The sequence below is a fragment of the Streptomyces violens genome (assembly GCF_000717745.1).
GTDB lineage: Bacteria > Actinomycetota > Actinomycetes > Streptomycetales > Streptomycetaceae > Streptomyces > Streptomyces violens.
In genome coordinates this window covers 335272-360183 of record NZ_JOBH01000006.1, presented here as the reverse complement: position 1 = coordinate 360183, position 24912 = coordinate 335272, and the positions used below count along the sequence as shown (strand labels likewise).

The 24912-nt window shown below is 69.7% G+C and carries 24 protein-coding genes and 1 pseudogene; 13 read left to right on the top strand and 12 right to left on the bottom strand.

Annotated elements, in window-relative coordinates; all coding sequences use genetic code 11:
* Position 1: 1 nt before the first annotated feature.
* Positions 2-454, bottom strand: coding sequence for a DUF4442 domain-containing protein (locus IF04_RS0114105; protein WP_030255829.1), 453 nt, complete (start codon positions 452-454; stop codon positions 2-4).
* 207 nt (positions 455-661) lie between these two features.
* Between IF04_RS0114105 and IF04_RS0114100 the strand changes: the two genes are divergently transcribed.
* Together IF04_RS0114100 and IF04_RS0114095 are read left to right on the top strand one after the other, a co-directional pair.
* Positions 662-1699, top strand: a complete 1038-nt coding sequence (locus IF04_RS0114100) for a DUF8017 domain-containing protein (protein ID WP_030255826.1) — start codon at positions 662-664, stop codon at positions 1697-1699.
* Positions 1700-1767: 68 nt separating this feature from the next.
* Complete coding sequence (locus IF04_RS0114095) at positions 1768-3114, top strand: MFS transporter (RefSeq protein ID WP_106975596.1); 1347 nt, start codon at positions 1768-1770, stop codon at positions 3112-3114.
* On the opposite strand, the gene IF04_RS38260 is transcribed toward IF04_RS0114095, so the two are convergent.
* The 3 genes from IF04_RS38260 to tuf form a co-directional block, all read right to left on the bottom strand.
* Positions 3101-3985 (bottom strand): spermidine synthase, encoded by an 885-nt coding sequence (locus tag IF04_RS38260; RefSeq protein ID WP_245654397.1) that lies wholly within the window; start codon positions 3983-3985, stop codon positions 3101-3103. The genes IF04_RS0114095 and IF04_RS38260 overlap by 14 nt on opposite strands.
* 62 nt (positions 3986-4047) lie before the next feature.
* Complete coding sequence (locus IF04_RS0114085; protein ID WP_030255820.1) at positions 4048-4947, bottom strand: patatin-like phospholipase family protein; 900 nt, start codon at positions 4945-4947, stop codon at positions 4048-4050.
* A 286-nt stretch (positions 4948-5233) separates the two neighbouring features.
* On the bottom strand, positions 5234-6433 hold the full coding sequence (tuf, locus tag IF04_RS0114080; protein WP_030255817.1) for an elongation factor Tu: 1200 nt from the start codon (positions 6431-6433) through the stop codon (positions 5234-5236).
* A 465-nt stretch (positions 6434-6898) separates the two neighbouring features.
* Here tuf and IF04_RS0114070 point away from each other — a divergent pair, with 465 nt between their 5' ends.
* Positions 6899-7609, top strand: coding sequence for a TVP38/TMEM64 family protein (locus tag IF04_RS0114070; RefSeq protein ID WP_030255813.1), 711 nt, complete (start codon positions 6899-6901; stop codon positions 7607-7609).
* Positions 7610-7956: 347 nt separating this feature from the next.
* Here the strand turns inward: IF04_RS0114070 and IF04_RS0114065 are convergent, their stop codons facing one another.
* The gene (locus IF04_RS0114065) at positions 7957-8427 is read right to left on the bottom strand and encodes an ATP-binding protein (protein ID WP_063829478.1); all 471 of its coding nucleotides are present in this window, start codon (positions 8425-8427) and stop codon (positions 7957-7959) included.
* 173 nt (positions 8428-8600) lie between these two features.
* Here IF04_RS0114065 and IF04_RS0114060 point away from each other — a divergent pair, with 173 nt between their 5' ends.
* From IF04_RS0114060 to IF04_RS0114030, 7 genes are all read left to right on the top strand, one after another.
* On the top strand, positions 8601-9878 hold the full coding sequence (locus IF04_RS0114060) for a helix-turn-helix domain-containing protein (RefSeq protein ID WP_030255806.1): 1278 nt from the start codon (positions 8601-8603) through the stop codon (positions 9876-9878).
* Entirely contained in the window at positions 9875-10462 is a 588-nt protein-coding gene (locus IF04_RS0114055) for a flavoprotein (RefSeq protein ID WP_425428411.1), read from the top strand. The genes IF04_RS0114060 and IF04_RS0114055 overlap by 4 nt, the downstream gene beginning before the upstream one ends.
* A gap of 513 nt (positions 10463-10975) precedes the next feature.
* A complete protein-coding gene (locus tag IF04_RS0114050; protein ID WP_030255800.1) occupies positions 10976-11848 on the top strand; it encodes an undecaprenyl-diphosphate phosphatase in 873 nt (290 codons plus the stop codon).
* A gap of 330 nt (positions 11849-12178) precedes the next feature.
* Positions 12179-12472: a hypothetical protein gene (locus tag IF04_RS38710; RefSeq protein ID WP_157847648.1), complete on the top strand. Its 294-nt coding sequence runs from the start codon at positions 12179-12181 to the stop codon at positions 12470-12472.
* Positions 12473-12762: 290 nt separating this feature from the next.
* The gene (locus IF04_RS0114040) at positions 12763-13347 is read left to right on the top strand and encodes a sugar O-acetyltransferase (protein WP_030255794.1); all 585 of its coding nucleotides are present in this window, start codon (positions 12763-12765) and stop codon (positions 13345-13347) included.
* 87 nt (positions 13348-13434) lie between these two features.
* Positions 13435-13620, top strand: coding sequence for a hypothetical protein (locus tag IF04_RS38255; protein ID WP_106975595.1), 186 nt, complete (start codon positions 13435-13437; stop codon positions 13618-13620).
* Between the two features lie 152 nt (positions 13621-13772).
* Positions 13773-14012 (top strand): DUF2277 domain-containing protein, encoded by a 240-nt coding sequence (locus tag IF04_RS0114030; RefSeq protein WP_030255792.1) that lies wholly within the window; start codon positions 13773-13775, stop codon positions 14010-14012.
* Positions 14013-14039: 27 nt separating this feature from the next.
* Here IF04_RS0114030 and IF04_RS0114025 read toward each other — a convergent pair whose 3' ends face one another.
* Positions 14040-14975 (bottom strand): endonuclease/exonuclease/phosphatase family protein, encoded by a 936-nt coding sequence (locus IF04_RS0114025; protein ID WP_030255788.1) that lies wholly within the window; start codon positions 14973-14975, stop codon positions 14040-14042.
* A gap of 205 nt (positions 14976-15180) precedes the next feature.
* Positions 15181-15807: a flavin reductase family protein gene (locus IF04_RS0114020; protein WP_030255786.1), complete on the bottom strand. Its 627-nt coding sequence runs from the start codon at positions 15805-15807 to the stop codon at positions 15181-15183.
* Between IF04_RS0114020 and IF04_RS40370 the strand changes: the two are divergent.
* Both IF04_RS40370 and IF04_RS39715 read left to right on the top strand, forming a co-directional pair.
* Positions 15806-16228, top strand: a pseudogene (locus IF04_RS40370) (recombinase family protein); the annotation flags it as partial. The gene IF04_RS0114020 and the pseudogene IF04_RS40370 sit on opposite strands and share 2 nt — an antisense overlap.
* Positions 16229-16531: 303 nt before the next feature.
* A complete protein-coding gene (locus tag IF04_RS39715; protein WP_030255783.1) occupies positions 16532-17020 on the top strand; it encodes a glutathione peroxidase in 489 nt (162 codons plus the stop codon).
* Between the two features lie 277 nt (positions 17021-17297).
* On the opposite strand, the gene IF04_RS38705 is transcribed toward IF04_RS39715, so the two are convergent.
* From IF04_RS38705 to IF04_RS0113975, 5 genes are all read right to left on the bottom strand, one after another.
* Positions 17298-17915, bottom strand: coding sequence for a DUF4352 domain-containing protein (locus IF04_RS38705; protein WP_051831226.1), 618 nt, complete (start codon positions 17913-17915; stop codon positions 17298-17300).
* A gap of 651 nt (positions 17916-18566) precedes the next feature.
* A complete protein-coding gene (locus IF04_RS0113995) occupies positions 18567-19442 on the bottom strand; it encodes an IclR family transcriptional regulator (RefSeq protein ID WP_063829477.1) in 876 nt (291 codons plus the stop codon).
* 629 nt (positions 19443-20071) lie between these two features.
* A complete protein-coding gene (locus IF04_RS0113990) occupies positions 20072-21283 on the bottom strand; it encodes a cytochrome P450 (RefSeq protein ID WP_030255775.1) in 1212 nt (403 codons plus the stop codon).
* 19 nt (positions 21284-21302) lie between these two features.
* On the bottom strand, positions 21303-22265 hold the full coding sequence (locus tag IF04_RS0113985) for a PDR/VanB family oxidoreductase (RefSeq protein WP_030255772.1): 963 nt from the start codon (positions 22263-22265) through the stop codon (positions 21303-21305).
* A 280-nt stretch (positions 22266-22545) separates the two neighbouring features.
* A complete protein-coding gene (locus IF04_RS0113975) occupies positions 22546-23625 on the bottom strand; it encodes an aromatic ring-hydroxylating oxygenase subunit alpha (protein WP_030255767.1) in 1080 nt (359 codons plus the stop codon).
* Between the two features lie 278 nt (positions 23626-23903).
* Between IF04_RS0113975 and IF04_RS0113970 the strand changes: the two genes are divergently transcribed.
* Entirely contained in the window at positions 23904-24911 is a 1008-nt protein-coding gene (locus IF04_RS0113970) for an NADP-dependent oxidoreductase (protein WP_030255764.1), read from the top strand.
* The last annotated feature ends 1 nt before the right edge of the window (position 24912 follow it).

Genomic DNA, 24912 nt, shown 5'->3' with positions numbered 1-24912 from the left:
CTCAGCCGTTCAGCCGCAGCGTCCACACCACGGTCATCTCGCCCGAGACGGCCTCGTCCTCGCGCTGGATGGCGATGCTGACCGGGAACTCCGGGCGGCCGCCCGCATCAAGTTCGGCGACGACCTCGGACACCGGGCGGCCCAGGGTCGCCGTGGCCGTCACCGTCCCCTTGGCGACCTTCTTGTAGTCGATCTCCGCCCGCACCGCGAGCGGCACCGCGCGCGAGAGCTGGTCGCCGAAAGCCTTGAGGACGATGGCACCGCTGGCGGACTCGGCCAGGGTGAACATGGCGCCCGCGTGGGGGCCGCCGATGTGATTGTGGAAGTCCGGCTGGTCCGGGAGCCGGAGTACCGCACGTTCCGAGGTGACCTCGACGAACTCCAGATTCAGGGTCCGCACCATCGGGACCGCGGCGGCCAGCATTTCACCCATCGAGGCGTTCTCAACTGTCATGAGCGGAGATGTTACCGATGAGTAGCCCAGTTGGCCACCCTGGTCACACCCCGCCCCCGGCTCGGAAGAAGCCCCTTGAGTCGCCGCCAAGTACATGCCAAACTCCCCCGAAGTACCCGCGAACGGCATGAGCGAACGTCAGGGTTCTGTCACGCTCCCTGGGGCAGCTGTGACACCTCCCACCTCGGACCTTTATCGTTAGCGCCCATGTGGCCAGGACAGCAGCCGCCCGGGGGCGAGCAGAACCCGCAGGATCAGAATCCGTATCAGCAGCCGGGTTACCAGCAGCCGAATCCGTACCAACAGCCGGGTTATCAGCAGCCGGGCTACCAGCAGCCCAATCCGTTCCAGGGCCAGCAGCCCATGCAGCCTCCGCCACCGCAGTGGCCGGCGCCGGGCGGACCGCAGTCCCCCAAGGGCGGCGGCAACAACAACGAGAAGAAGACCACCGTGACGATCGCCGTCGTCGCGGCGGTCGCGGTCGTGGCGGCCGCCGTGGTCACCGGTGTCTTCGTCCTCCAGGGCGACAAGGACGACAAGGTCGTCGCCAAGGACGACCCGAAGCCCACCCACTCCCGGTCCGCGACGGCCGAGCCGACGGAGTCGGCGAGCGGTGGCGCGGGTCCCGGTGGCGATCCGAACGCTCCCGATCAGCCGGTGATCAAGGGCTGGCAGACGGTGGTCAATGCCAAGCGGCACGTGGCATTCGACGTCCCCACCAAGGACTGGACGACCACCTCCGCGGACACCTACACGGGGTTCCAGGACGAGAAGGACAAGTCCGGTTTCCCCAAGACCCTGATCTCGATGACCGCGCCGGCCTACCTCAAGGAGGACTGGTGCACCATCAAGGACAAGGACGGCAATGAGTCCACCGCGGCGCTGGCCGGCACCGGCGTCAAGGGCGCGCAGGGCGCGAAGAGCCAGTCCGAGGCCGCCCAGAACGAGGCTCTGAACTGGGTCTGGGCCGGTTACGATCAGAAGAAGACCGGTACGTTCAAGGGCACCAAGGCGAAGTCCTTCAAGAGCGATCACGGCATCACCGGAAAGCTGTCAACGGCGACCGTGACCGGCGTGAAGAAGGACAACAAGTGCGACTCGGACGGCAAGGCGTATGCGGTCACGTACACCGACACCACCGGTGAGTACGCGACCTGGATCCTCTACGCCGCCAAGGACGTCAAGGGCGAGATCGACGAGGCCACGGTCAAGAAGATCATGAGCTCCCTCCGGCCGCTCGAATAACCCCTCGAACAATGGAATGACGCCTCCGGGCAAGAACGCGAGGCTGCTGTGATGAAGATGCTGCTGTGATGAAGATGAAGCGCCCTGCCTGGGCGGGGCGCAATTACACGCTGCTGACGGCCGCCGCCGTGGTCACGGGTCTCGGAAGTTCCGGGGCCCTGATCGCGGCGGCGTTCGCCGTGCTGGCAGCCGGCGGTTCGGCGACCGACGTCGGTCTGGTCGCCGCCGCCCGTACGATCCCCCTGGTGATCTTCCTCCTCGTCGGAGGAGCGATCGCCGACCGGCTGCCGCGGCACCGCGTCATGGTCGCCGCCAACGCCCTGAACTGTGTTTCCCAGGGCGCGTTCGCGCTGCTGGTACTCACCGGCGAACCCCGGCTGTGGCAGATGGCGCTGCTGTCCGCGCTGGGCGGCACCGGCCAGGCGTTCTTCGCGCCCGCCGCCGAGGGCATGGTCCTCGCCAGCGTCTCCGGCGAGCATTCGGGACGCGCCTTCGCGTTCTTCCGTATGGGCATGAACGGCGCGAACATCGGCGGCGCGGCACTGGGCGGCGCGCTGATCGCGGCGGTCGGGCCCGGCTGGGTACTGGCCATCGACGCCGTTGCCTTCGCGCTCGCGGGTTTGCTGCGGGCATTCCTCGACGTACGGGGCGTGCCGCCGCGCGAGCCGGGCCACGGCCTGATCGCCGACCTCCGGGACGGCTGGCGGGAGGTGGTCTCCCGGCCCTGGCTGTGGGCGATCGTCCTGCAGTTCGCCGTCGTCAACGCGGTGGTGGCGGCCGCCGAGGCGGTGTACGGACCGCTGGTCGCGCAGGATCATCTCGGCGGTCCGGGCCCGTGGGGGCTGGCGCTGGCGGCGTTCGGTGCCGGTACGGTCTGCGGCGCGCTGCTGATGACCCGGTACAAGCCGCGCTACCTGCTGCGCGTGGGCGCGCTGTGTGTCTTCCCGCTCGCCCTGCCGTCCGCCGCGCTGGCGGTGCCGGTGCCGGCCGGTGCGCTGACGGGCGTGATGTTCGGTGCGGGCATCGCGGTCGAGGTGTTCGCGGTGACGTGGATGATGGCGCTGCACCAGGAGATACCGGAGGAGAAGTTCTCCCGGGTCTCGTCGTACGACTGGCTCGGCTCCCTCGCCATGGTGCCGCTGGCCACGGCGCTGGCGGGCCCGGTCCAGGATCTGGTGGGCCGTACGACCGCGCTGTGGGGGTGCTCTGCGCTGGTCGCGCTGCTGACGGCGGCGGTGCTGTGCGTACGGGATGTGCGGTGGCTGCGGCGGCGGACGGAAACGGTGCCGACGGGGTCGTCGCCGGGGACCTCCCCGGCGCGGGCCGCTGACCAGGCTTCGGCCGAGGCACCCGGCCAGGTTCCGGTGACCGGTCTTCCGGCCCCCACCGCGCCCGACGACGTCACCCCACGCTGAACGCGCCCGCCGGCGGCTCCGGCGACGGGACCGACTCCGCGTCCCGTACCGGCTGCGCGTCGCCGATGAGCTGCCGCAGCCGGTGGCCGTGCTCGACGCGGGCCGGGAAGGCATCGGCCGTCACCCGCCGCGCGATGTCGGCCAGCGGCAGCTCTTCCTGGGACGCGACCAGGACGGCGTTGCCGAACCGGCGCCCGCGCAGCATCGACGGCTCCGCGATCAGGCAGAGCCGCGCGAAGACCGCGGTGAAGTTGGCGAGCTGACCGCGCAGGAAGGCGAAGGGCGCGCTGTCGGCGAGGTTCGCGACGTAACAGCCGCCCGGGCGCAGCACGCGGCCGGCGGCCCGCGCGTACTCCGCCGAGGTCAGATGCGCCGGCACCCGCGATCCGCCGAAGACGTCCGCCACCACGATGTCCACGGAGGCCGCCGGCGCCGCTTCCAGTGCGGTACGGGCGTCGGCGGCGTGCACCGATATCCCGCTGTCCAGGGGCAGTGGGAGATACCGGCGTACGAGATCGAGCAGGCCGCGGTCGGCCTCGATCACCTGTTGCCGGGAGCCGGGGCGGGTCGCGGCGAGGTAGCGCGGCAGGGCCAGTGCGCCGCCTCCCAGATGCAGCGCGTCGAGCGGGCGGCCGGGCTCCGCGGCCGCGTCCAGGACGTGGGCGATCCGGCGGGCGTACTCGAATTCCAGGTACGTGGGCTCGTCGAGGTCCACATACGACTGCGGAGCGCCGTCGACGGTGAGCAGCACGGCGCGCGGCCGGTCCACGTCGGGCAGCAACTTGGCGGTGCCGCAGTCCACTTCCTGGGTGACGGGCACGAGGGCTGCGGGTGCAAACGAACTCGGGACGTCGGGTCGGTGGTCTGCCACCGTCCCATTGTGCGGTGCGCAGGCGGTGAACCGTACCGCTCGCCGCCCGCCGATGCCGCCCTTCATCCGCCATCCGTCCACACCCGGGCCGCCTCCGCGGCGTGGGCGGTCGCCTGAATGCGGCCGGCGCGGGCCGCGGCGGCGCGCTTGGACGGGTCCAGGACGTTGCGGCCGAAGGCGGCCCGCGCGGCACGGTCGGGCGTGATGACCAGTACCTCCGCTCCTTCCGCCGCGAGCCGCGCGGCCTGCGAGCGCGGGGTCGCGACGGGGCCGCCGCCCGACGCCATCGGCGCGATCACGACGACGCGCCCGTATCCGGCGGCGAGGTCCGCGTTCGCGCACGAGTGGACGCCGCCGTCGATCCAGCGGCGGTCGCCGATCGTCACCGGCGGCCAGACGCCGGGCACCGCGCAACTCGCGGCGACCGCGTCGGCGAGCTTCACCCCGCTCCCGCCGTCGAACGCGCTGCGCTCCCCCGTGAGCGCGTCCACCGCCGTGATCATCAGCCGCCGGGCAGGCCACTCCTGCGAGAGCAGCCGTCCGGCGATCACGGCCCGCTGGGTGTTCTCGGGACCCGTACGGGCGGCCAGCGCCAGCCGCCCCATCCGTGCGCCGAAGCTCACCGCGTCCCGCGACCGCAGCGCTATGGCCGCGAACCGGGCCATCGACACGGCACCCATCCGCGCCGGCGCGCCACCCCCCTGCGCGATGCCGACGCCGCCTGCGGATGCACCGACCGACGGGCCGCCCGAAGGCCCGGCCAGCTGCCGCTCGTACAGCTCCTCCAACGTCAGCTGCCCGGAGGTGAGTTGCGCGCCGACCAGGGAACCCGCCGACGTGCCGATGACGACGTCGGCCGTGGAGAGATTCACCCCCGCCTCGGCCAGTCCGGCGAGCATCCCGATCTCCCAGCCGATGCCCGTCAGCCCGCCACCGCCCAGCACCAACGCCGTACCCGCCATGCGTGCCGCTCTCCCATTAGTCGATGGTTCAACGTTCCTCGATGGTCCGGCGTCCCCCATGCTCCAAGACTCCAAGGGTCCGCCGGACGTGCAGTCTTCCATCGAGAACGCGCCGCCGACAGGCCCCATCCGGACCCCGCCCGCACGCCCTGACACCCGCGTCCTCGCACAAGAAACTGCACGTGAACGCGGGTGTGCAGGTGCACGTGTGGCCGCACGGTACGGACTTCCGGAACATGTCCCAACGGCCTCCGGAACTCGTCCGAACGGCCCTCGGCCCGGTCCCTCAGCCCGCGTCCGTGACCACCTCACGGACCGTCCCGGCGCCCACCGTGCGCCCGCCCTCGCGGACGGCGAAGCCGAGGCCCGGCTCCAGCGGCGTGCCGCGGCCCAGCCGTACCGTGACGTGGACGGTCTCGCCGGGACGGGCGGTGCCGCGCTCGCCGAGGTCCAGCTCGCCGACCACGTCGGCCGTGCGGATGTAGAACTGCGGCCGGTACCCGGTCGACAGCGGGGTGCGCCGGCCGCCCTCCTCGGCGGACAGCACGTACACATCGGCGGTGAACGCGCGGCGCGGCGTGACGCTGCCCGGCGCGGCGATCACCTGCCCGCGGCGGACCGCGTCCCGGGGTACGCCGCGCAGCAGCAGCGCCACGTTGTCGCCCGCCTCCGCGTGCTCCATCGGCTTCCCGAAGGTCTCCAGGCCGGTGACCACGGCCGTGACGCCGTCGCCCGTCTCGCCCACGATCTGCACGCGGTCGCCCATGCGTACGGTTCCGCGCTCGACCGCCCCGGTGACGACCGTCCCCCGGCCCGTGATCGTCAGGACGTTCTCGACGGGGAGGAGGAACGGCGCGTCCACGTAGCGCTCGGGCGTCGGGACGTATGTGTCGACGGCGTCCAGCAGCGCTTCGATGGCCGCCGTCCAGCGCGGGTCGCCCTCCAGGGCGCGCAGCCCGGAGACGCGGACGACCGGAACGTGCTCGCCGTCGTAGCCATGCGCGTGCAGCAGCTCGCGGACCTCCAGCTCCACCAGGTCGGTGAGCTCGGGGTCCCCGGCGTCGGCCTTGTTGAGGGCGACGACGAGGTGCCGCACGCCGACCTGCTTGGCGAGCAGCACGTGCTCGGAGGTCTGCGGCATGACGCCGTCGAGCGCGGAGACGACCAGGATCGCGCCGTCGAGCTGCGCCGCCCCGGTGACCATGTTCTTGATGAAGTCGGCGTGGCCCGGCATGTCCACGTGCGCGTAGTGCCGCGTGCTCGTCTCGTACTCGACGTGCGAGATGTTGATGGTGATGCCGCGGGCGCTCTCCTCCGGGGCCCGGTCGATGCGGTCGAACGGGACGTACGTGCCGCTGCCGCGGTCGCTGAGGACCTTGGTGAGGGCCGCGGTCAGGGTCGTCTTGCCGTGGTCGACGTGCCCGATCGTGCCGATGTTGAGGTGCGGCTTGGTGCGGACGTAGGCCGTCTTGGGGCTGTGGGACATGGGTGTCTGTCTCCCTCGCGCGGGCCGCGGCGGACGGCGTGCGTCGGCTGCGGTGCGCGGTGCGGAAGCGCTGGAGCAGGTGCGGCACCCAGGCGGTACTCACCTGCTGCTGCAGCGCTGTGCTGATCACGGCGGCTCGGCGCCGTACGGACCCCTCGACCGGCCCGACCCTCCCCCTGCGGGGCCCGCCGGACGATCCGGGGAGGGTCAGCTTCGGACGCCGTCGAATGCGGCGGTGGCCCTGGTGGGGGCGGTGACGGCAGCCTTCGGCGCGTCCGCGGCGGCGGACGTGAGCGCGAAGAAGGCGAACCGGGTCATGGGGAAAGGATCGCGGGCGGACGGCGCCGCGTCGACCGATTTACCGGGCCCGCGGCGAGCGGCGAGCAACCGGCAGGCCCCTCCCCGTACCCCGTTTATTACACCGCTATTACATCGCTCCGACGCCCAGTCGGTTAGGCTCCCCTGATGCTCGACTCCGCTACCCCGCCCGACGCCCTCGCCGTGCGCTGTACGCGGCTCCTCCTGTCGCCCTGGTCGCGGCTGGCGCTGCTGGTCGCGCTGCTCGCGTGCGCCGCGACCGCCATGTTCGTATGGGAACCGCAGCGGCTGCTCGCCAACGGCTGGCCGCCGCACCTCTCCGGTGGCGTGGCCGTGGTGCTCTTCACGGTCGCGTACGGGCTGTGCACGACCGCGTTCGTCCCGCGCCCCGTACTGAACGCCGCGGCGGGCGCCCTCTTCGGAGCCCAGATCGGGGTACCGGCCGCGCTGCTGGGAACGGTACTCGGCTCCGCGCTCGCCTTCGGTCTCGGCCGGCTGCTGGGCCAGGACGCCCTGCGGCCGCTGCTCCGTACCCGCTGGCTCTCCGCTGCCGACCAGCAGTTGAGCAGGCACGGCTTCCGCTCGATGCTGGCCATCCGGCTCTTCCCCGGCCTGCCCTTCGCGGCCACCAACTACTGTGCCGCGGTGTCCCGTATGCGGTGGCCCGCGTTCCTCCTCGCGACCGCGCTCGGCAGCATTCCCAACACCGCCGCGTACGTCGTGGCCGGCGCCCGCGCGTCCACGCCCACGTCACCGGCATTCCTGATCTCGATGGGCTTCATCGCCGTCACGGGACTCGCGGCGGTCGCCGTCGCATGGTGGAAACGCGGTGCACTGCGCGGCGGTTCGGATTCTTGAGCGCGTTGGATTGCTGAGCGCGTTGGATTGCTCAGCGCAATCGCATACGCGTTTGCCGATGCACCTGCACAGGTATCTGCATCCGCACGTGCATACGAGGTTTCCTTTACCGTCCCCGCATAGCGGCGGTAACGGGGTTGAGGGATATCAGGAGACAAGAAGAGCGACCGCGTGCTGCGGGGGCCAGGCAGCACCAGTCGCGCTTTCCCATTCACCGTCATCGACGGCGACGGTCATTCCCCTGACCGATACTGAGCAGTAGAACTCGACCTCAATCAATTCCGGTCAAGTGCCTGCCCGGTACGAGCCATTCCCTTTATCGTCCGCGCGGCGTCGCCGACGTGCCCTCAGACACAGCGCAGTGGAACGCGTGCGCCGGCGAGGTGCGCCGCTGCGCCGCCTCCGGCCGGAGCGGTCGTACGTGGCGTCCAGCTGACCGCGAGCTCCGCCCAGCACCGCTTGCCCGTTGGCGTGCGCTCGGCTCCGTGGTCGACGGATAACGCCGCGACGAGGAACAACCCTCGCCCGCCCTCGTCGTCCATGTCCGCGAAGCACGCGCTCGGAAGCTCGGTACTGGAGTCGGAAACCTCGATCAGCAGGGTCGCGCCGTTCAGTCGCGCGCTGACGGCGACGGGGCCGCCGCCCGCGTGCTGGACCGCGTTGGTGATCAATTCGCTGGTTACCAGTTCGACGTTATCGAGTGACTGGGCGTCGAATTGCACGCTCCAGCCCCGTAAGTCGCTCACTACCCGGCGCCGCGCTGCTGCTGCGGCGGCGGGCGTACCAGGCACGGAGAAGGTGAGCCCGTGCGCTTGCATGAGTGGCCTCCTGACTGAGTGGGCACCTCAGGCAAGCAGCGATACGGCCGCGATGGCCAGATCGGACGCGGCGGCTGCATGACTCATGCAGGAGTTGCATCACTCTCGATTATGGTTTCATTACGCTCGGTTGAGCAGTCAGGATCGGCGACGGCAAAGGGGCCGTGGCACACATGGTCGACGCACAAAGTGAAGCGAAGAGGCTGGGCGAAGTGATCCGCCGGGCGCGAGTGCTGAAGAAGCGCTCGCAAGCGGATGTCGCCAAAGCCCTTGGCTATCACCAGTCGAAGGTGAGCCGCCTTGAAGGCGGCCGGGGTACCGAAGACACCCGCCTGTTGCGTGAAGTCGCACAGGTGCTCGGTATTCCGTTGGACAGTCTCGGCCTTGCTGCCTCCCCGGATGTAAGCACCGCCGACCCTGAGGCAGAGGACATGTACCGCCGCACCTTCCTCGCCGCGAGCATTGCTGCGCTCGCGACACCGGACGTACCGGCCCCCGTCGCCCATGACGACCTGGTCCGTTCGCTTCTTCCCGGACCGGGCAGGACAGCCGCCCGGCCGACCCTGAAATTCGCCGAGCTGCGCGAGCGGGTGGCCACCGTGCGCCGGCTGTTCAACCACTGCAGCTACAAGGAACTGGAGGGTGCGCTCCCCGATGTGATCGCCGATCTCCGGCATGCCACCGACGGCAATTCGGCCGAGCTTTCGCAGATTTCCGGCCTCCTTGCCACCGCGTACCAGACCGCTGCCGGGCTGCTTCTGAAGCAGAGCGACCACGGGAACGCCTGGCTCGCGGTCGGCCGCGCGATGGCGGAGGCGGAGCGCTCGGAGGACCCGGTGGTCCTGGCGTCCAGCGTCCGCGTCCATGCGCACGTCCTGGTCCGCGAGAAGCACGCCGCGCAGGCCGTGGCGATCGTCCGGCACACCGCCGACCAGCTGTCGGGCTCCTACGACCGCCGTTCGCCGCGCTATCTGGCCGCGTTCGGGCTGATGCTGCTGCGCGGGGTCACCGCCGCCAGCAGCAGCGGAGACCGGGCCGCGACGCGCGAAATGCTCGACGAGGCACGGGAGGTCGCGCGGTACGTCTCGCACGACCGGCCGGACGCCTGGGCCAACTTCAGCCCCACCAACGTGGAGCTGCATACGGTCAGCGCGTCCGTCTCACTCGGTGACGCGGGGCAGGCGCTGGAGGCCGCGCGCCCCCTCATGCGCCGGCACATCCCCGTACCGGAGCGCCGCGCCGGTCTGTGGGTGGACGTGGCCCGGGCGTACAGCCAGCAGGGCAAGCTCGCCGACGCCTTCCAGGCACTGCGGATCGCGGAGCGCTGCGCGTCCCAGGACATCCGCCGGCCCGCGGTACGCGAGATGGTCGCCGACATGGCCGCCCGCGACCGCCACCGCGCCCTCCCGGAACTGCACCTCTTCAGCCGCCGCCTGGGAGCCCCGGCGTGAACGGTCCGGCCGTTCCTGATGGGGTCGCGGACGCGGAGGTGTCCGGCAGTCGGCGCCAGAAGCCGTTCCTGTACGTCGTGCTCTGCGCGGCGGGCATCGCCGACGACGTGGACAAGCTGATCGCCTCCGCGCAGCAACGCACCTGGCATGTCGGCGTCATCGCCACGCCGCGCGGTCTGGAGTACATCGACGCCTCCGCGATCGAGGCCCAGACCGGCTATCCCGTGCAGTCGGCCTGGCGCGCGCCGGGCGAGCCGCGCCCGCTGCCGCCCGCCGACGCGATCGCGGTCGCCCCGGCGACCTTCAACACGATCAACAAATGGGCCCAGGGCATCGCCGACACCCTGGCGCTCGGCATCCTGTGCGAGGCGCACGGCTTCGGCATCCCCGTCGCCGCGCTGCCCTACCTGAACGCCGCGCAGGCCGCGCACCCCGCCTATGCACAGAGCCTGGCCCGGCTGCGCCGCATGGGCGTCCTGCTCGGCGACTACGTCCCGCACCCGCCCCGGACGGGCGGCGGCCGCATCCGCTTCCGCTGGGAACAGGCACTCGACCTGCTGGCCCCGGCGCTCAAGCGAGGCTAGGCGCGGAGCGAGGCACAGCCCCGGCTCGGGCCCCGGCTCGGGCTCGGGTCCCGGCGCCGGGCCGGGGCCCGCCCCCTCACCCGTACCGGGCAGGGGCAAAACCGGGCCAGAACCGGGCCGATCGCCTGTCGGTCACTTCGGGACGCTACGCTGCCCTACGACCGGCGCAAGATCGCGCCGCAGCCCACCCACGAGCCACCGGATTCACCAGCTGTGCCATCAGTGTTCCGCACGTGCGTCTGCACGCGTTCGCGCCCAGCGTCCCGTGTCGTACGCCTCGCGCCCTGCGCGTGATGCCCGAGGATCGCTTGATGCGACATCAGCTCCGCCCGCCCCCGCCAGCAAACGGCCGAGCCCAAGGACGACGACCACGACGCCGACCCAGATCCCGATCCACTCCCCCGAACCGGCACGCACCGCGGCCGCACGCATGACGGCCGCCACCCCGAATTCCCTGCCGACCTGCACGTTTGCTGGTAGCGGCAAAATCACCTTCCGGATGGCGTACTACCCATGTCTTGGTTTGAATCATTCATCCTTGGACTTGTCCAAGGCCTGACCGAATTCCTTCCGATCTCTTCCAGCGCGCATCTGCGCCTGACCGCGGCCTTCGCCGGCTGGCACGACCCCGGCGCCGCGTTCACCGCGATCACCCAGATCGGTACCGAGACGGCCGTACTGATCTACTTCCGCAAGGACATCGTCCGGATCATCTCGGCCTGGGCCCGCTCTCTGGGGAACAAGGCGATGCGGCAGGACCACGACGCCCAGATGGGCTGGCTGGTCATCATCGGCTCCATCCCGATCGGCGTCCTCGGCATCACCCTCAAGGACGCGATCGAGGGCCCGTTCCGCGACCTCCGCCTGATCGCCACCACGCTCATCGTGCTGGGCATCGTCCTCGGCATCGCCGACCGCCTGGCGGCACGCGACGAGACCGGCGGCCGCCACCGGGCCGCCAAGCAGCGCAAGACGCTCACCGACCTCAGCGTCAAGGACGGCCTGCTCTTCGGCGTCTGCCAGGCGATGGCCCTGGTCCCCGGCGTCTCGCGCTCGGGCGCCACGATCAGCGGCGGCCTGCTCATGGGGTACACCCGGGAGGCCGCCGCACGGTACTCCTTCCTGCTGGCCATCCCCGCCGTACTGGCCTCCGGCGTCTACGAGCTCAAGGACGCCGGCAAGGGCCACGTGTCCTGGCCCCCCACCATCTTCGCCACGATCATCGCCTTCGTCGTCGGCTATGCGGTCATCGCGTGGTTCATGAAGTTCATCACCACCAAGTGCTTCATGCCGTTCGTCATCTACCGGGTCCTGCTGGGCATCGCCCTCTTCGCCCTGATCGCAGCGGGCGTACTGAGCCCCCACGCGGGAGAGTCGGCCGGCTGACCCCGACCGAGGCCTGAGCCCCCCCGCCAGCCTCCTCCCCCACCCCGATACGCCCCGCCCGGCCCCGCCCGAGGCGGGGCGTCGGCGTCAGAGGCGGGACGTCGGCGTCAGGAGACGACCGGTGGCGCCCACCGTCGACCAGGCGCCCACCGGTCCAACGCTCGCCATCGCCCTGCTTGGGCGGGAGCTGCGGACCGGTCGACTCCGGTGGCCTGTCGAGCCTCGTGGCCGTACTGACTCCGGACGACACCAACCGTGCACGTGCGTATGCACTGGACGCCGCGGTCACGGTCCTCCCCCTGCACCACACACCGGGGCGGCGGCCTGCTGATGACCGTCTTCGCGGTCGGCGCGCTCGCGGGGTCACTGCTCCTCGCCCACCGCAAGCCGGCCTTCCCGCCACAGCGTCGCGTCACCTACAGCCTCGTCGGCACCGGACTCGCTGAGACCGGCGCGGCGACCGCGCTGCCGGATCCAGTACTCCTCCTGATCATCGCTGCCCTCCAACTCTGCGCTGCCGCGGCTTACATCGTCATGCGATCGCGGACCCCCGTGGCCCCGCGATCGACCGTTCCCGGTGGCCCCACTCCCCGCGCTGTCAGGGAGTGGGGCCGGTCCGAGTAGCGCCAGCAGCTCGGATAGGAACATTGCTCACGGTAGCGGGGGCCACTGACAATCGCGGGCGCGCTGCCGGCCGGCGAACCGTTTCCGACCGCTCAGGTCACCGCGTCCGCCCCGCAATTCCAAGGTCTCGGCCGCCGGCAATTCGCCCGTAGGAGTGAACTCGCCACGCCCCCTCGCTCCTTGACGCCCAAGTCCCCGCTCGGGAAACGTAGCCGCAGCCCGACCCGACCCCGGCCCGGGCTCCGGGACCTGCCGACCGAAGCCTTCCGCATTCCTACCGAAGGAGCCCCGTGGCCGAGCACAAGGACCGCATGCTGGCCGGTGACTGGTACATCCCCGATGACCCCGAGCTCCTCGCGGACACCGAGCGCCGCATCGAACTCTGCGCGGCCTTCAACGCGGCCGCCGGACACATGCCCGGCACGTACGACCCGGCCCGGCGCGACGCGGTCCTGGCGAAGCTGCTCGGTTCGGTGGGTACGGACGTACGGATCCGCCCGCCCTTCCACTGCGACTACGGATACCTCATCAGCATCGGCTCCGGCACATTCATCAACTTCGGGGCGGTCTTCCTCGATGCCGCGCCCATCACCATCGGCGCCCACGTCCAGATCGGCCCCAATGTGCAGCTGCTGACCCCGACCCACGAGCTCGACGCCGAGCGACGCCGGGCCGGCTGGGAGAAGGCCCTGCCCGTGACGATCGGCGACAACGTCTGGCTCGGGGGCGGGGTGATCGTCTGCCCGGGCGTGACCATCGGTGAGAACACCGTGGTGGGCGCCGGTGCGGTGGTCACCAAGGACCTGCCGCCGGGCGTTCTCGCCGTCGGCAACCCCGCCCGCGTGCTGCGCAAGCTGGACGAGCCGACGAACTGACGGCCCCGGGAGCCCGGCAGCCCAGCCGTCCGCCCCCGGGACATAACTCGCGGTCGATTGTCAGTGCCTCCCCCTAATATGTGTTCCATGTCCGCAACTCATCTCCTTCCGGGCCAAGTCCGCCCCTCTGCCGCCGAAGTGAACGACTCCATACGGCGGTTCGTCCGGGCTCGGCGAGGCTGCGCCTGGACGGCCGAGGACCGCGAGGAGTACGCACACCTTCTCGCGGCATGGACCTCGGCGATGCGGGACGAGATCGTCACGGCGGCCTGAGCCGGGACGCCCCCGGACGGGACGAGCCGGCGACGTACACGACGACAGGCACGGGGATGGGCACGACGACGGGCACAGGACGACACATACGGACACAGGTCGACGACACCGCACGTCGCGCGCCCGGCCGGGTGACGAGGGAGACTGGCCCCATGTGCCGCAGTATCAAGACGCTCCGCCCACCGACCACCCCTGACGTGACAGAGGAGGACATCCGCGCGGCGGCCTTGCAGTACGTACGCAAGGTCTCCGGATTCCGCACGCCCGCCGCACACAACCGCGAGGTGTTCGACCAGGCCGTGGACGCCGTAACCGCCGCGACCCGTGACCTCCTCGCGAACCTCCACGTACGCGGCAGCAGCCCGACCCCGCCCTCACACCCGACGGCCTGAGCCCCTCACTCGCCAGTCACCAATTGGTCACCACTCCAGGTCTGCCTGTACCGGCAAGTGATCGCTCGGATACTGTCCGTCCTTCGCGAAGATGTTGATCTCGGCGCGCAGCGTCCGCACCGACGGGGAAGTGAGCAGCCAGTCCACGCGGTCGCCGTTCGGGACGAGCGGCCGGTAGCCGTGGAACGTGGCGTACTGCGCGCTGCGCTCCTCCGCCGCGTCCCAGGAGTCCACGAGCGAGCCGACGCGCAGCATCGTCTCGTACACCGGATTCTCGTGTGCGGCTACATTGAAATCGCCGGTCACGATCCGAGGCAGCCCCGTCTCCAGGCCGCGCAGCCGGTCGGTGATGAGCCCGGCGGAGCGTTCGCGCGAGCCCTGGTGCGCGTGATCGAGATGCGTGTTGAGGGCGTAGAAGTCCGTACCGGTCAGCAGGTCGCGGAAGCGCACCCACGTCACCATGCGGATGACGGTATTTCCCCAGGTCGCCGAGCCGATCACGTACGGCGTATCGGACAGCCAGAAGTGGTCGTACTCGACAGGCCGCAGTCGCCGCGTGTCATAAAAGATCGCCGCGAACTCGTCCCGACTGCCACCCGCACGCCCGGTCCCCAGCCAGGAGTACCGCGCTCCCAGGTCCTCCGCGATCTCCTGCAGCTGCCCGTACAGTCCCTCCTGCGTCCCCAGCAGGTGCGGCGCCTCCCACCGCAGCAGCTCGCGCATGACCGGACGGCGTCGGCCCCAGGAGTTCGGCTCCTCATCCGAGGCGTACCGCAGGTTGAACGTCATCACCCGCAGCCGCCGCCCGGCGCCCCCTTCCGAGGCGGCCCGCCGTTCCGGAGCCACCGCCTGAGCGGCCCCGCCGGCCCCCACGACGGGCACCGCCGCCGCGGCAACCACCCCCGCAGCCCGCAGGGCCAGCCGCCGCCCCACCCAGTCACTGCCGACCCCGGCGACAGACACACTTGCACGTGCGGATGCAGTTGCGTTCACATCTCCTCCAGCCGGCCGCCCGAGCCCTTCCGCGCTCCCACCCTTCCCCTCCAGCACACCGGAGAGTCTCAGCCCTCCCCGTTATACGGAAGTGGCCACCGCCCGACGCCCTCCGGAATTCGCCATGACGCCTGACGCGATGAGTCGCTGACGCCGTCCTTAGCCACCGTCGTCCTCAGTCACCGCTGCCGCTCGACGGCCCCTCCCAGTCCGCGTACCGAATGCGCGAGATCTCCCGTACCTCCCCCACCGTCCCCCACTCATCCCTGCCCAGCCGGGACAGCGGGCGCAGCTTACGAATGTCCGGATGCCCATCGGTCATGACGTCCTCGGCGACCACGGCATGCACGACCTGCCCGAAGACGACCGTGGAGTCCCCGAAGCGCAGCGTGCTGTGCAGCCGGCACTCCAGCGCCACCGGAGAAGCGGCCACCCGCGGCGGCTTCACACACCGACTCGGCTCCGTAGCAATCCCCACCTCCTCGAACTCACTCACTCCGTGCGGAAAATCCGTCGCCGTCTCATTGATCTGCTCAAAAAGCCCCTCAGGCGCGAGGTTCACGACGAACTCCCCGCTGGCTTCCACATTGAGCAGCGAGTCCTTCCGCCCCACGGAAGTGAACTGCACGATCGGCGGCGAGACGGCGGAGATGGTGAAGAAGGAGTGCGGGGCGAGGTTCGCGGCGCCGCCGTCCGCGGCGATCGTCGACACCCAGGCGATGGGGCGCGGCACCACCGTCGCGGTCAGCAGCCGGTAGAAGTCGTTGCGGGACGTGGTCCGGGGATCGATCTCGATACGCATGATCGCCAGTATCCACGGAGCCAAACCCGGCAGGCTAACCGCAGATCGACGGCATCACCCAACCCCTGTTCTCGGCAGACAGTGCCCGGTATCGGACTCGTCCAGCACCATCAGGAGCCGACACCGTGCCAGCCGTCCAACCCCGCTGGGAGGACTCGCGCAAGCGCCTGCGCTGGGGACCGTTCGCCAAGGCCTACTAAGGAGAACGACACCTCCGCCTCAAAAAGCGCAAGGTCATCCGCCCGACGGAACGATCGACTGGATCGTCCTGCGCCCGGAGTTCCGGCAGCTCCTCGCCGCCCTGTCAGCCGGCGTCATCGACGGGGTCATCTTCTACGACCTCGACCGCCTCGTACGCCAGCCCCGCGACCTCGAAGACCTCATCGACATCGTCGAGTACGTCAAGCGGCCGGTCACCGGCGCCACCGGCGGCCGCATGAACCTGATCAACGACAGCGACCGCCACATGGCCCGGATGATCGAGGGCGAGTTTGCCCTCGGGAACCAAGGGCGTACGGTACTTGCGGCGGCTGCGGGGCGGCGGGCACCGTACATTGATGGGCGATCACGTTCGGGTGCGGGCAGTCGGCGCGGTGACTTGGGCCGGACCACACCAGGTCGGGCCCGTGCGATCTGGCGTGTAGGCGCCAGTCGAGGCGGTTCGGTGCGGTGCCGGGCCCACAGACCCGGCAAGATCCAATCGAGTGGCCGTACCATCTCCGGCATGTCTATTTACGAAGTCCACATCGACGCTCTCCAGGGCGGTCCCGCGGACCTCGCCCAGTACCGGGGCAAGGCGGTCCTCGTCGTCAACGTCGCCTCCAAGTGCGGCCTCACCCGGCAGTACACCGAGCTGGAACAGCTCCAGAAGAAGTACGCGGCACGGGGGTTCACCGTCCTCGGCGTCCCGTGCAACCAGTTCGCGGAGGAGGAGCCCGGAACACCCGAGGAGATCGCCAAGTTCTGCTCGTCCACGTACGGGGTCACCTTCCCGCTGACCGAGAAGGTCGAGGTGAACGGCCCCCGGCGGCACCCGCTGTACGCGAAGCTCGTGCGCACCGCGGATGCGGACGGACACAAGGGCGACATCCGCTGGAACTTCGAGAAGTTCCTCCTCGCCCCCGACGGCACCGTCGCCGCCCGCTTCTCCCCACAGACCACCCCGGACTCCTTCGAGGTCGTAGAAGCCCTGGAGGAAATCCTTCCCGCCTGACGCGCCTGCTGGTCGGGGGCGGCCGCGCAGCCGACCGCCGGGCCGACGCCCGCTCCCGCCGCCGTCGCGCGCCGCCTGCCGTCGGAGGACCGACGCCAGGCGCTTACCACTGTGCATCCTTCAGCAGCTCGCCCATGTCCACGTCCCCGTTCTCGTCTGTCCAGCCCTCGTCCTTCATCGTCTGGCTCATCACAAGGGCGGTGTAGTCCTTGCGCCTGAGCGAGGCATGCCCGGGGCGCCAGTGACGGGGGCGCGGTGGTTCGCCGTACGCGAGGCGCTACGTGGACGGCACTGCCCACTCCAGCACGTCGCCGTCCTGCGGTGCGTACACCACTCGCTCCGGACGCTGATCACCTGGGACCGGGAACACGATCTTCCCACGTACGCAGTCGCCCGCCCGCACCAGCGTGTCGCCGATCGGGTACTCCGGCTTGGGGAAGTCGCTGTAGGTGGTGCCTGAGGGCTGGACGCGGGCGCCGTCGGCGTACGCCAGCGACCACGGTGTGTCGTTGACGTGTACGTCGGCGCCTTCCTTGTTGCACACCTTGACCTCTAGCGCTACCCATACGTAGTCCGCATTGTCAGTCCCGAATTCCTCGTCGGGCTGTACGGAGCCTTTGGCAACGGGTTGTGCGTAAGTGGCGGCGGTGGTGGTGACGGAGGTCTTTCTCCCCTCGAATTCGCCCTCCCACTTGCTGACCTTGCCCAGTGCCAGCGGCCTGGGTGGCGTGGCGGTCGGCTTGGTTTGGCTGCTGTTGCTTGCCTTGCTGCGCTCGGGCTTCGCGACATTGCTGGAGCAGGCGGTGAGCAGTGCGACGAGCGCGGCCAGTGCGGTGGCGAATGTGCGTGAGTACGGTGATGGAAAGGGCTGCGCTAAGCGGAGGGCAATGCCCACTCCAACATCAAATAGCCGGGCTGCGGGGCATACACCGTCTGCTCTGGGCGCTGATCTCCCGGCACGGGGCAAACGTTCTCCCCACGCACGCAGTTGAACGCGGGCACCGTGGGCCGAATGTCTCCTCTGGCTGGGGCGACCACAGCGCGAACCGGTTGTTCGTAGCCGCGAACAGTGGTGGTTCCGACAACTCGGCCGCCGGCTCCGGCGCGAACTCATCGGAACGCGGTGCCGAGGAGGAGAGGGGGCGGCGAAGGCGGGGGTTGTCGTGGTGGCTGTCGCCTTAGCTGGTTTTGGCGCGGTCTGGGCGGTGGTCGTCTTTTCTGGCTGCGGTGTGGTGTTGATGCCGGTGCCGTTGTCGGTACAGGCGGTGAGAAGTAGGGCGGCAAGTGAGGCGGTGTTCGTGATGGCGCGGACGCGGATGGTCCCTCTGGGGTGGTGTTGGGGAGCATCATCGGGCCCGTAGGGGTTACGTGAAGCGAGAGTGACGAAATAGTGACACGAGGCTTTACGGCGCGGCCGGGTGGCAGGGGGCAGTCCACCAGTCATCGGTGACCTGGACCCACCGGCATTGATTCTCCCGTCCTGTTGGGCGCGGCTGTCGATGACGAAGCAGCAGGCACGACTAATACGTCGGCAGCAGGCATCCGCTCAGTCGCCACTGACTTCAGTTGGTGGATCTGCGGTAGCTGATGAGAGCTGCGGCGATGTCGACGGAGGCGAGGACTGAGCCGGTTCGGCGCCGTGCGGCGCTTGGACGCCAACGCTGGGGAGAGGGGCCCCCAGTGCACGGGAGATTCCCCGAGCGGCCACCTGGACGGGGGGGATCAAGACGTGGGCGTGGGCGGTGTCGGCATGCGCGACGATCGAGACCGCCGCGACCACACCACCTCCTGGGCCGTACACGGGCGCGGCGACCGACATGCTGTCCATCGTGATCTGCCGGTCGCTGACGGCGACGCCGGTTTGCCTCACCTCGGCGAGGACACGCCGCACCTGGGCGGGAGAGCAGAGAGTCTTTTCCGTGTAGCGAGTCAGGGGCTGGCTGAGGACCTGTTCCTGCATCGCAGCGGGGGCATGCGCGAGGAGCACCAGTCCGACCCCGGTGGGGGGAAGAGAGAAACGGCCGCCTACCCGGGTCAGTACCGGCACGGCTCCTCGTCCGGCAAGCCGCTCCACGTACACGACCGACAGATCCTCGCGCACGGCCAGCTGGACGTTCTCCCGTGTGAACTGATTCAAGTCCGCGAGATAGGGCAGGGCCAGCTCGCGCAGTCCCAGCCCACGTGGTGCCAGTGCCGCTGTCTCCCAAAGTCTGAGGCCGATGCGGTAGCCACCGCTCTCCTCACGCTCCAGTGCGCCCCAGCATGTGAGCTCTTTGACGAGGCGGTGCGTAGTAGTCAGAGGCAGGCCGCTGTACCGGGAGATGTCCGTGAGACAGAGCACCGGGTGGGCGCTCGTAAAGGCCTCCAGCACCCGCAGCGCCCTTCCCGTTACCGTGCCGGTCGTCCGCTGTCCGTCTTGCATGCGGCTCTCCTCGTCTCGGGCGCCTCGCTGCATTCAACCGGACCCCGGACCCGGTGGTTTGCCGGCCGCGTCGCACACGCATCAGCCACCACGGGATGGGAAGGCAGTCGGTTCCGGCGATGAGGCGACGACGGCCCGGAACAGAGTGCGCGACGGTCTCGGAGCGGGGCCGACTGCGGCTCATGACCGCAACCGCACCGTCCCTCCTCGATGTCTGCTCCGGCCATACCCGCCGCATCCTGATTCGCCGAACCGATGGATCACACCAGCTCTTCGTGAGAAAGACCGGCAGTTTTTGGAGCACACACCTCACATCAGACAGTACGGCCAGTGGTTTCCACTGATGCCGCTCCCTGACGCATTCCCTGAAGTTAGGCACCGGAGACACGCGCGTCAACGGCTTGTTAACCCTTCATGGCGGCTGGGACTGCCACGAGATGTGGAGGGAGCCGACAGCGACTCGGGGGCTGCTCATGAGATTCCGCAACGCAGGAGTCCCGAAGTCGTCGGCCGGACAGTGCGGTTGTCGAGGAACGGGAAGAGGGCCGGGCACGGACTCACGGGAATCTCTGGAAGCAGCTGGAGAAGCCCACCCACGACGCTTTCGACGAGCCGGCCGGTCCGGAGCGCTAGACCGGCGTCACGCGGACCGGGATGCTTGCCCAGCCCTTGAGGGTGTTGTTGAGCTTCGGCACCGGCTCGCCGGCGAGTTCGATCCCGCGGATCCGGGTGGCGAGTGCGGTGAGCACGAGATCCGCTTCGAGGCGGGCGATGGGCTGGCCGACGCACTGGTGCACCCCCATGCCGAAAGCCACGTGACCGCCTGCCTGGTGGGTGATGTCGAAGCTGTCCGCGTTCTCCCCCCAGTGCCGCGGGTCCCGGTTGGCCGACCCGAGGAAGAGCAGCACCTTGGTGCCCTCCGGGATGCGGACCCCGGCGATCTCGGTGTCGTGGGAGGTGGTGCGGAAGAACGTCTGCACCGGCGATTCGAAGCGCAGCGCTTCGTCGAAGGCGAACTTGGCAAGGGGCGGCTCGGCGTGCAGGCGCTGCCACTGCTCGGGGTGCGTGGCCAGTGCGTACAGGGAGTTGGCGATGCCGTACACGGTGGTGTCGACGCCGGCGCTGAGCAGGGAGCGTACGAGCAGCGGCGCCTGCTCGTGGGTGATCTCACCGCGGTCGGCGGCCTCCCAGATCCGGGCACCGAGTCCACCGGGGGCCAGCGACTCCCGGCGGCAGCTGTTCATGATCCATTCCTGGACCGGGGCCGCCGTCGCCAGTGCGGCTTCGAGCAGGTCGTTGTGCGGACCGAAGGCGTTGAACGCCAGCGCGCCGTAGGGCAGCAGGTTCTCCCGGCCGCGCTCGGGCAGGCCGACGGCGTCGGGGAACACCTTCAGCGGGTAGACCTCGGCGAGGTCGGTGACCGCGTCGAACGTGCCGCGCGCCACCAGCCGATCGGCCAGTTCCTCTGCGAAGGGCCGGAAAGCTGCCCGCAGTTCGCGCACGGCGCGGGGCGAGATGACCCCGGCCATCGCTCCGCGTGCCGCGGTGTGCTCCGGCGGGTCGGCCTCCAGCAGCAGGCTCGGCGCCCGCCAGGGCTTCTCCTTCTTGAAGTCGGACAGCCCTGCCCCTCGGCTGGAGACGAAGGTTTCCCAGTTCTGCAAGGAGGCGTGGACCTCGGCGTACCGGCCCATCGCGAGCACGCCGTAACGGGGCAGGCCGACCACGGGTCCGGTGTCCCGCAGTCGCGCATGGAATGCGTACGGGTCGGTCAGGATGTCGTGCCCGAAGGGATCGTCGTCCAGGGCGGGTGTCTTGGCATCGGCCATGGTGTCGCTGTTCATGTCGTGGGTCTCCCCGGGGTCAGAGGTCGAGGACGAGGCGCGGGCAGGCGGCGCGCGAGACGCAGATCAACATGGTGTCCATGGCGGCCTGTTCGGCGGTGGTCAGGAGAGAGTCCCGGTGGTCGACCGTCCCGGCCAGGACCGGTGTTTCGCAGGTGCCGCACGTGCCCTCCTGGCAGGAGGACAGGACCTGCACGCCGGCCTCCTCGACCGCCTGCAGGACCGTCTTCTGCGGAGGCACCGTCACCGTGACACCGGACTGGGCGAGTTGCACCTCGAAGGGCTCGCCCAGAACCGGGGCGTCGGGTCCCTTGGGCGCGAAGCGCTCCACATGCAGCGCCCCGGCAGGCCACGCCGCACAGTGCTCGTCGACGGCCGTCAACAACGGTTCGGGGCCGCAGCAGTAGACCAGGGTGCTCTCGTCCGGCGTGCCGAGCAGGGTTCCGAGATCGAGGAGCCCGTACTCGTCCTGCGGACGGAGCGCCACGCGCTCTCCGTACGTCGCCGCGAGGTGGCCGCTGAAGGCCATGGTGGCCCGGCTGCGGCCACCGTAGGCGAGGGTCCACTCCGCTCCGGCCGCCTCGGCTGCGGCGACCATGGGCATGATCGGCGTGATACCGATGCCTCCGGCGATGAAGACGTAGCGCTCGGCCTCGGCCAGCGTGAAGTGGTTGCGCGGTCCGCGGACCCGTACGGCACTCCCTTCCCACAGCTCGTCGTGGACCCGCCGGGACCCGCCGCGGCTGTCCGGCTCGCGCAGGACGGCGACCCGCCACACGGAGCGGTCCGCGGGATCGGAGCACAGTGAGTACTGCCGCACCAGATCCGGGGCGAGAACCACGTCGAGATGGGCGCCCGGGGTCCAGGCAGGGAGGTCTGCGCCCTTCGGGTCGCGCAGCTCCAGGGAGATGACGCCGTCCGCCTCAGCGGTTCTGTGGGTGACCACCAGGTCGAGTTCGGCCTCCTCGTACGTGCCGTTCATGACTCGGATCGTCTCCTCGCAGATCTCGGGGCTGATGTGGGCGAGCGGTCGGCGGGGCTGAGATGAGCCCCGCTCCCCGTGCCGGCCGAACTGTCGGCATGAGTGTCGGGATGGGTGTCGGGGTGGGCGAGCAGCCACTCCCACAACTCGACCGGCCCCTCGGTTTCGTGGGACGTGCCGCACCAGCACCAGCCCCGCAGGCGGTCCGTGCCGGGGACCCAGACGACGCGGTGGACGGTGGCGCCGGTGAGCATGGCGGTGGGGGCAGGGTGGGACGTGTTCATGACGCCGTGAGGGCTTGCCGCCCGGCTGCGCCCGCCTCCGCACCGGCCTCCACCAGCCGCTTGAGGATGCGACGGGCGGCCAGCCCACCGGTGTCGATGTTGATGCTGAGCTCCTGCGCTCCGGCCGGCTCGGAGGCGATGACCTGCTCGAGCTTGTCGAGGGCCACGACGTCCTGGAGAACCACGGTGCGGTTGTTCTCCCGCAGGAAGTCGGAGACCTCCTGGTCCTCCAGGGCGAAGTCGCGGGCCACGGCCCAGAAGTCGTGCGTACTGTGCTCGGTCTCGGGGGTGATGGCGTAGACGACCTCGACGTGGAAGGCGTGCGGGTCGGTGCCGTCCGGGTTCGGGCCGGGCGCACCGACGGGGGCGATCCGGGAGTGCAGCAGGTACAGGCACGGGGCGTGGTACTCGATGTCCTGCCAGCGGGTGATGCGGCCCTCGATGCCGGTGGACTTGGCATAGAAGGGCGGGCACGCCGCGTCGTCCATGTGCCGGCTGACGTAGACGACACCGGCCGCCTCGTCGACCTCGGTGGTGATGGGGGTCTCCGCGACCTCGGGGGTGCCGATGTAGCCGCCGTGCAGGTACGTCTCGTGGGACAGGTCCAACAGGTTGTCGACGAGGAGTCCGTACCGGGCCGCCAACGGCTCCATGCCGCAGACGGTGGTGTAACCCGGCGAGTCCAGCCAGGGACTACGGGGGATCAGGGCCTCGTCGGCCTTCTCGCGCTCACCGATCCAGACCCACACGAAGGAGTCCTGCTCCTTGACGGGGTAGGTGGTCAACCGGGCCGTGCGCGGCACGCGGGCCTGGCCGGGAACCGCCGTGCACACGCCGTCCGCGCCGTAGGTGAAGCCGTGGTAGCCGCAGACGACGGTGTCACCGACCAGCCGGCTCGGCGCCTCCGACAACGGGAAGCGCCGGTGAACACAGCGGTCGGCCATCGCGGCGACCTCGCCGGCTTCCGTACGCCACAGGAGGACCGACTCCCCGCAGACCGTGCGGGTGAACAGCTCGCGGCCCACCTCATGGGCGTACGCGGCGACGTACCACTGATTGCGGGGAAAGGGTGACACGGCTCCTCCAACAAGGCGGCGTGAACAGCTTGTGGCGCGGGCAGCCCACAATGCCGTCCGCCGCCACGCCGAAGCAGCGCCGCTTCCGGATAACGGAAGCAGTGGGGGGATCTCATGCGCGGATGCAGCTCGATACGCTTGCGTCTTGCGGCTAGACGAGAGTCTAGCCAAGGCGGTACAACGATGTGCGCCACGACGATCGAATAGGGCGCGGCCCGGGCCGGAATGCCACTCGCATTTCCGCCAACGGCGACGCCCCCCAGCGAAAGCAGCTGCCCATGAAGAACCACGCCTGGATCGTTGCCGAGCCAGCCTTGGGGGCATACGACCCCAAGTGCCTGCAATGGGAGGAACGCGAGGTTCCCGAAGTCAGGGAGGGGCACGTCCTCATCAGGACCAAGCTGCTCTCCATCGATCCCACATCCCGCAACTGGCTGAAGCTGGACCCGGCCACGACGTACATCCCCATCGCAGTGGGCGATGTCATGATCGGTGCCGCAGTGGGTGAAGTGGTGGAGTCCCGTGCCGAGGGCTTCGAGCCCGGCGATCTGGTGAGTGGCATGTGGGGTTGGGAGGAGTACTCACTCGCCACACCCGAGTACCTCCAACGCCATGACCGCGACGACCGGATCCCGGACGAGGCGTACGTGTCCGTCTTCTCTCACATCGGGAGGGCCGCCGCGTTCGGCCTCATGGAGATCGGCCGTCTGAAATCCTCCGATACGGTCGTCGTCTCCGCGGCGGCGGGAGCGACAGGCTCGATCGCGGTGCAGCTCGCCAAGGCGAAGGGCTGCCGGGTCATCGGAATCGCCGGCGGCGAGCACAAGTGCCGTTATGTCGTGGAGGACTTGGGCGCCGACGACGCCATCGACTACCGGGCGGTGGACGTACGGGAAGCACTCGCCGAGAAGTGCCCCCAAGGAGTGGATCTCTTCTTCGACAACGTCGGCGGCGCCGTGCTCGACGCGGTGCTGGCGAACATGGCCTGGAACTGCCGGATCGTCGTCTGCGGCGCGATGTCGCAGTACGACCTCCCGAATCCGGACGCGGCGTACGGCTGCACCAACCTGCATCTGCTGATGTACAAGTGCGCGCGGATGGAGGGGTTCGTCGCGGGTGCCTACACCGGCCGGTACGCGGAGTTCGACGACATCCTCCGCCCCCTCTACATCGACGGCTCCATCGTCGCGCGCTCGCACATTGTCGACGGGCTGGACAAGGCGCCGGAGTCCATCTCGCTCCTGCTCGACGGAAAGAACAACGGAAAGTTGATGGTGCGGGTGTAGG

Coding starts and splice junctions, on each gene's coding strand:
- IF04_RS0114105 (WP_030255829.1), bottom strand. CDS start 454: ATGACAGTTGAGAACGCCTCGATGGGTGAAATGCTGGCCGCCGCGGTC.
- IF04_RS0114100 (WP_030255826.1), top strand. CDS start 662: ATGTGGCCAGGACAGCAGCCGCCCGGGGGCGAGCAGAACCCGCAGGAT.
- IF04_RS0114095 (WP_106975596.1), top strand. CDS start 1,768: ATGAAGATGAAGCGCCCTGCCTGGGCGGGGCGCAATTACACGCTGCTG.
- IF04_RS0114085 (WP_030255820.1), bottom strand. CDS start 4,947: ATGGCGGGTACGGCGTTGGTGCTGGGCGGTGGCGGGCTGACGGGCATC.
- tuf (WP_030255817.1), bottom strand. CDS start 6,433: ATGTCCCACAGCCCCAAGACGGCCTACGTCCGCACCAAGCCGCACCTC.
- IF04_RS0114070 (WP_030255813.1), top strand. CDS start 6,899: ATGCTCGACTCCGCTACCCCGCCCGACGCCCTCGCCGTGCGCTGTACG.
- IF04_RS0114065 (WP_063829478.1), bottom strand. CDS start 8,427: ATGCAAGCGCACGGGCTCACCTTCTCCGTGCCTGGTACGCCCGCCGCC.
- IF04_RS0114060 (WP_030255806.1), top strand. CDS start 8,601: ATGGTCGACGCACAAAGTGAAGCGAAGAGGCTGGGCGAAGTGATCCGC.
- IF04_RS0114050 (WP_030255800.1), top strand. CDS start 10,976: ATGTCTTGGTTTGAATCATTCATCCTTGGACTTGTCCAAGGCCTGACC.
- IF04_RS38710 (WP_157847648.1), top strand. CDS start 12,179: ATGACCGTCTTCGCGGTCGGCGCGCTCGCGGGGTCACTGCTCCTCGCC.
- IF04_RS38255 (WP_106975595.1), top strand. CDS start 13,435: ATGTCCGCAACTCATCTCCTTCCGGGCCAAGTCCGCCCCTCTGCCGCC.
- IF04_RS0114030 (WP_030255792.1), top strand. CDS start 13,773: ATGTGCCGCAGTATCAAGACGCTCCGCCCACCGACCACCCCTGACGTG.
- IF04_RS0114020 (WP_030255786.1), bottom strand. CDS start 15,807: ATGCGTATCGAGATCGATCCCCGGACCACGTCCCGCAACGACTTCTAC.
- IF04_RS39715 (WP_030255783.1), top strand. CDS start 16,532: ATGTCTATTTACGAAGTCCACATCGACGCTCTCCAGGGCGGTCCCGCG.
- IF04_RS0113995 (WP_063829477.1), bottom strand. CDS start 19,442: ATGCAAGACGGACAGCGGACGACCGGCACGGTAACGGGAAGGGCGCTG.
- IF04_RS0113990 (WP_030255775.1), bottom strand. CDS start 21,283: ATGAACAGCGACACCATGGCCGATGCCAAGACACCCGCCCTGGACGAC.
- IF04_RS0113985 (WP_030255772.1), bottom strand. CDS start 22,265: ATGAACGGCACGTACGAGGAGGCCGAACTCGACCTGGTGGTCACCCAC.
- IF04_RS0113970 (WP_030255764.1), top strand. CDS start 23,904: ATGAAGAACCACGCCTGGATCGTTGCCGAGCCAGCCTTGGGGGCATAC.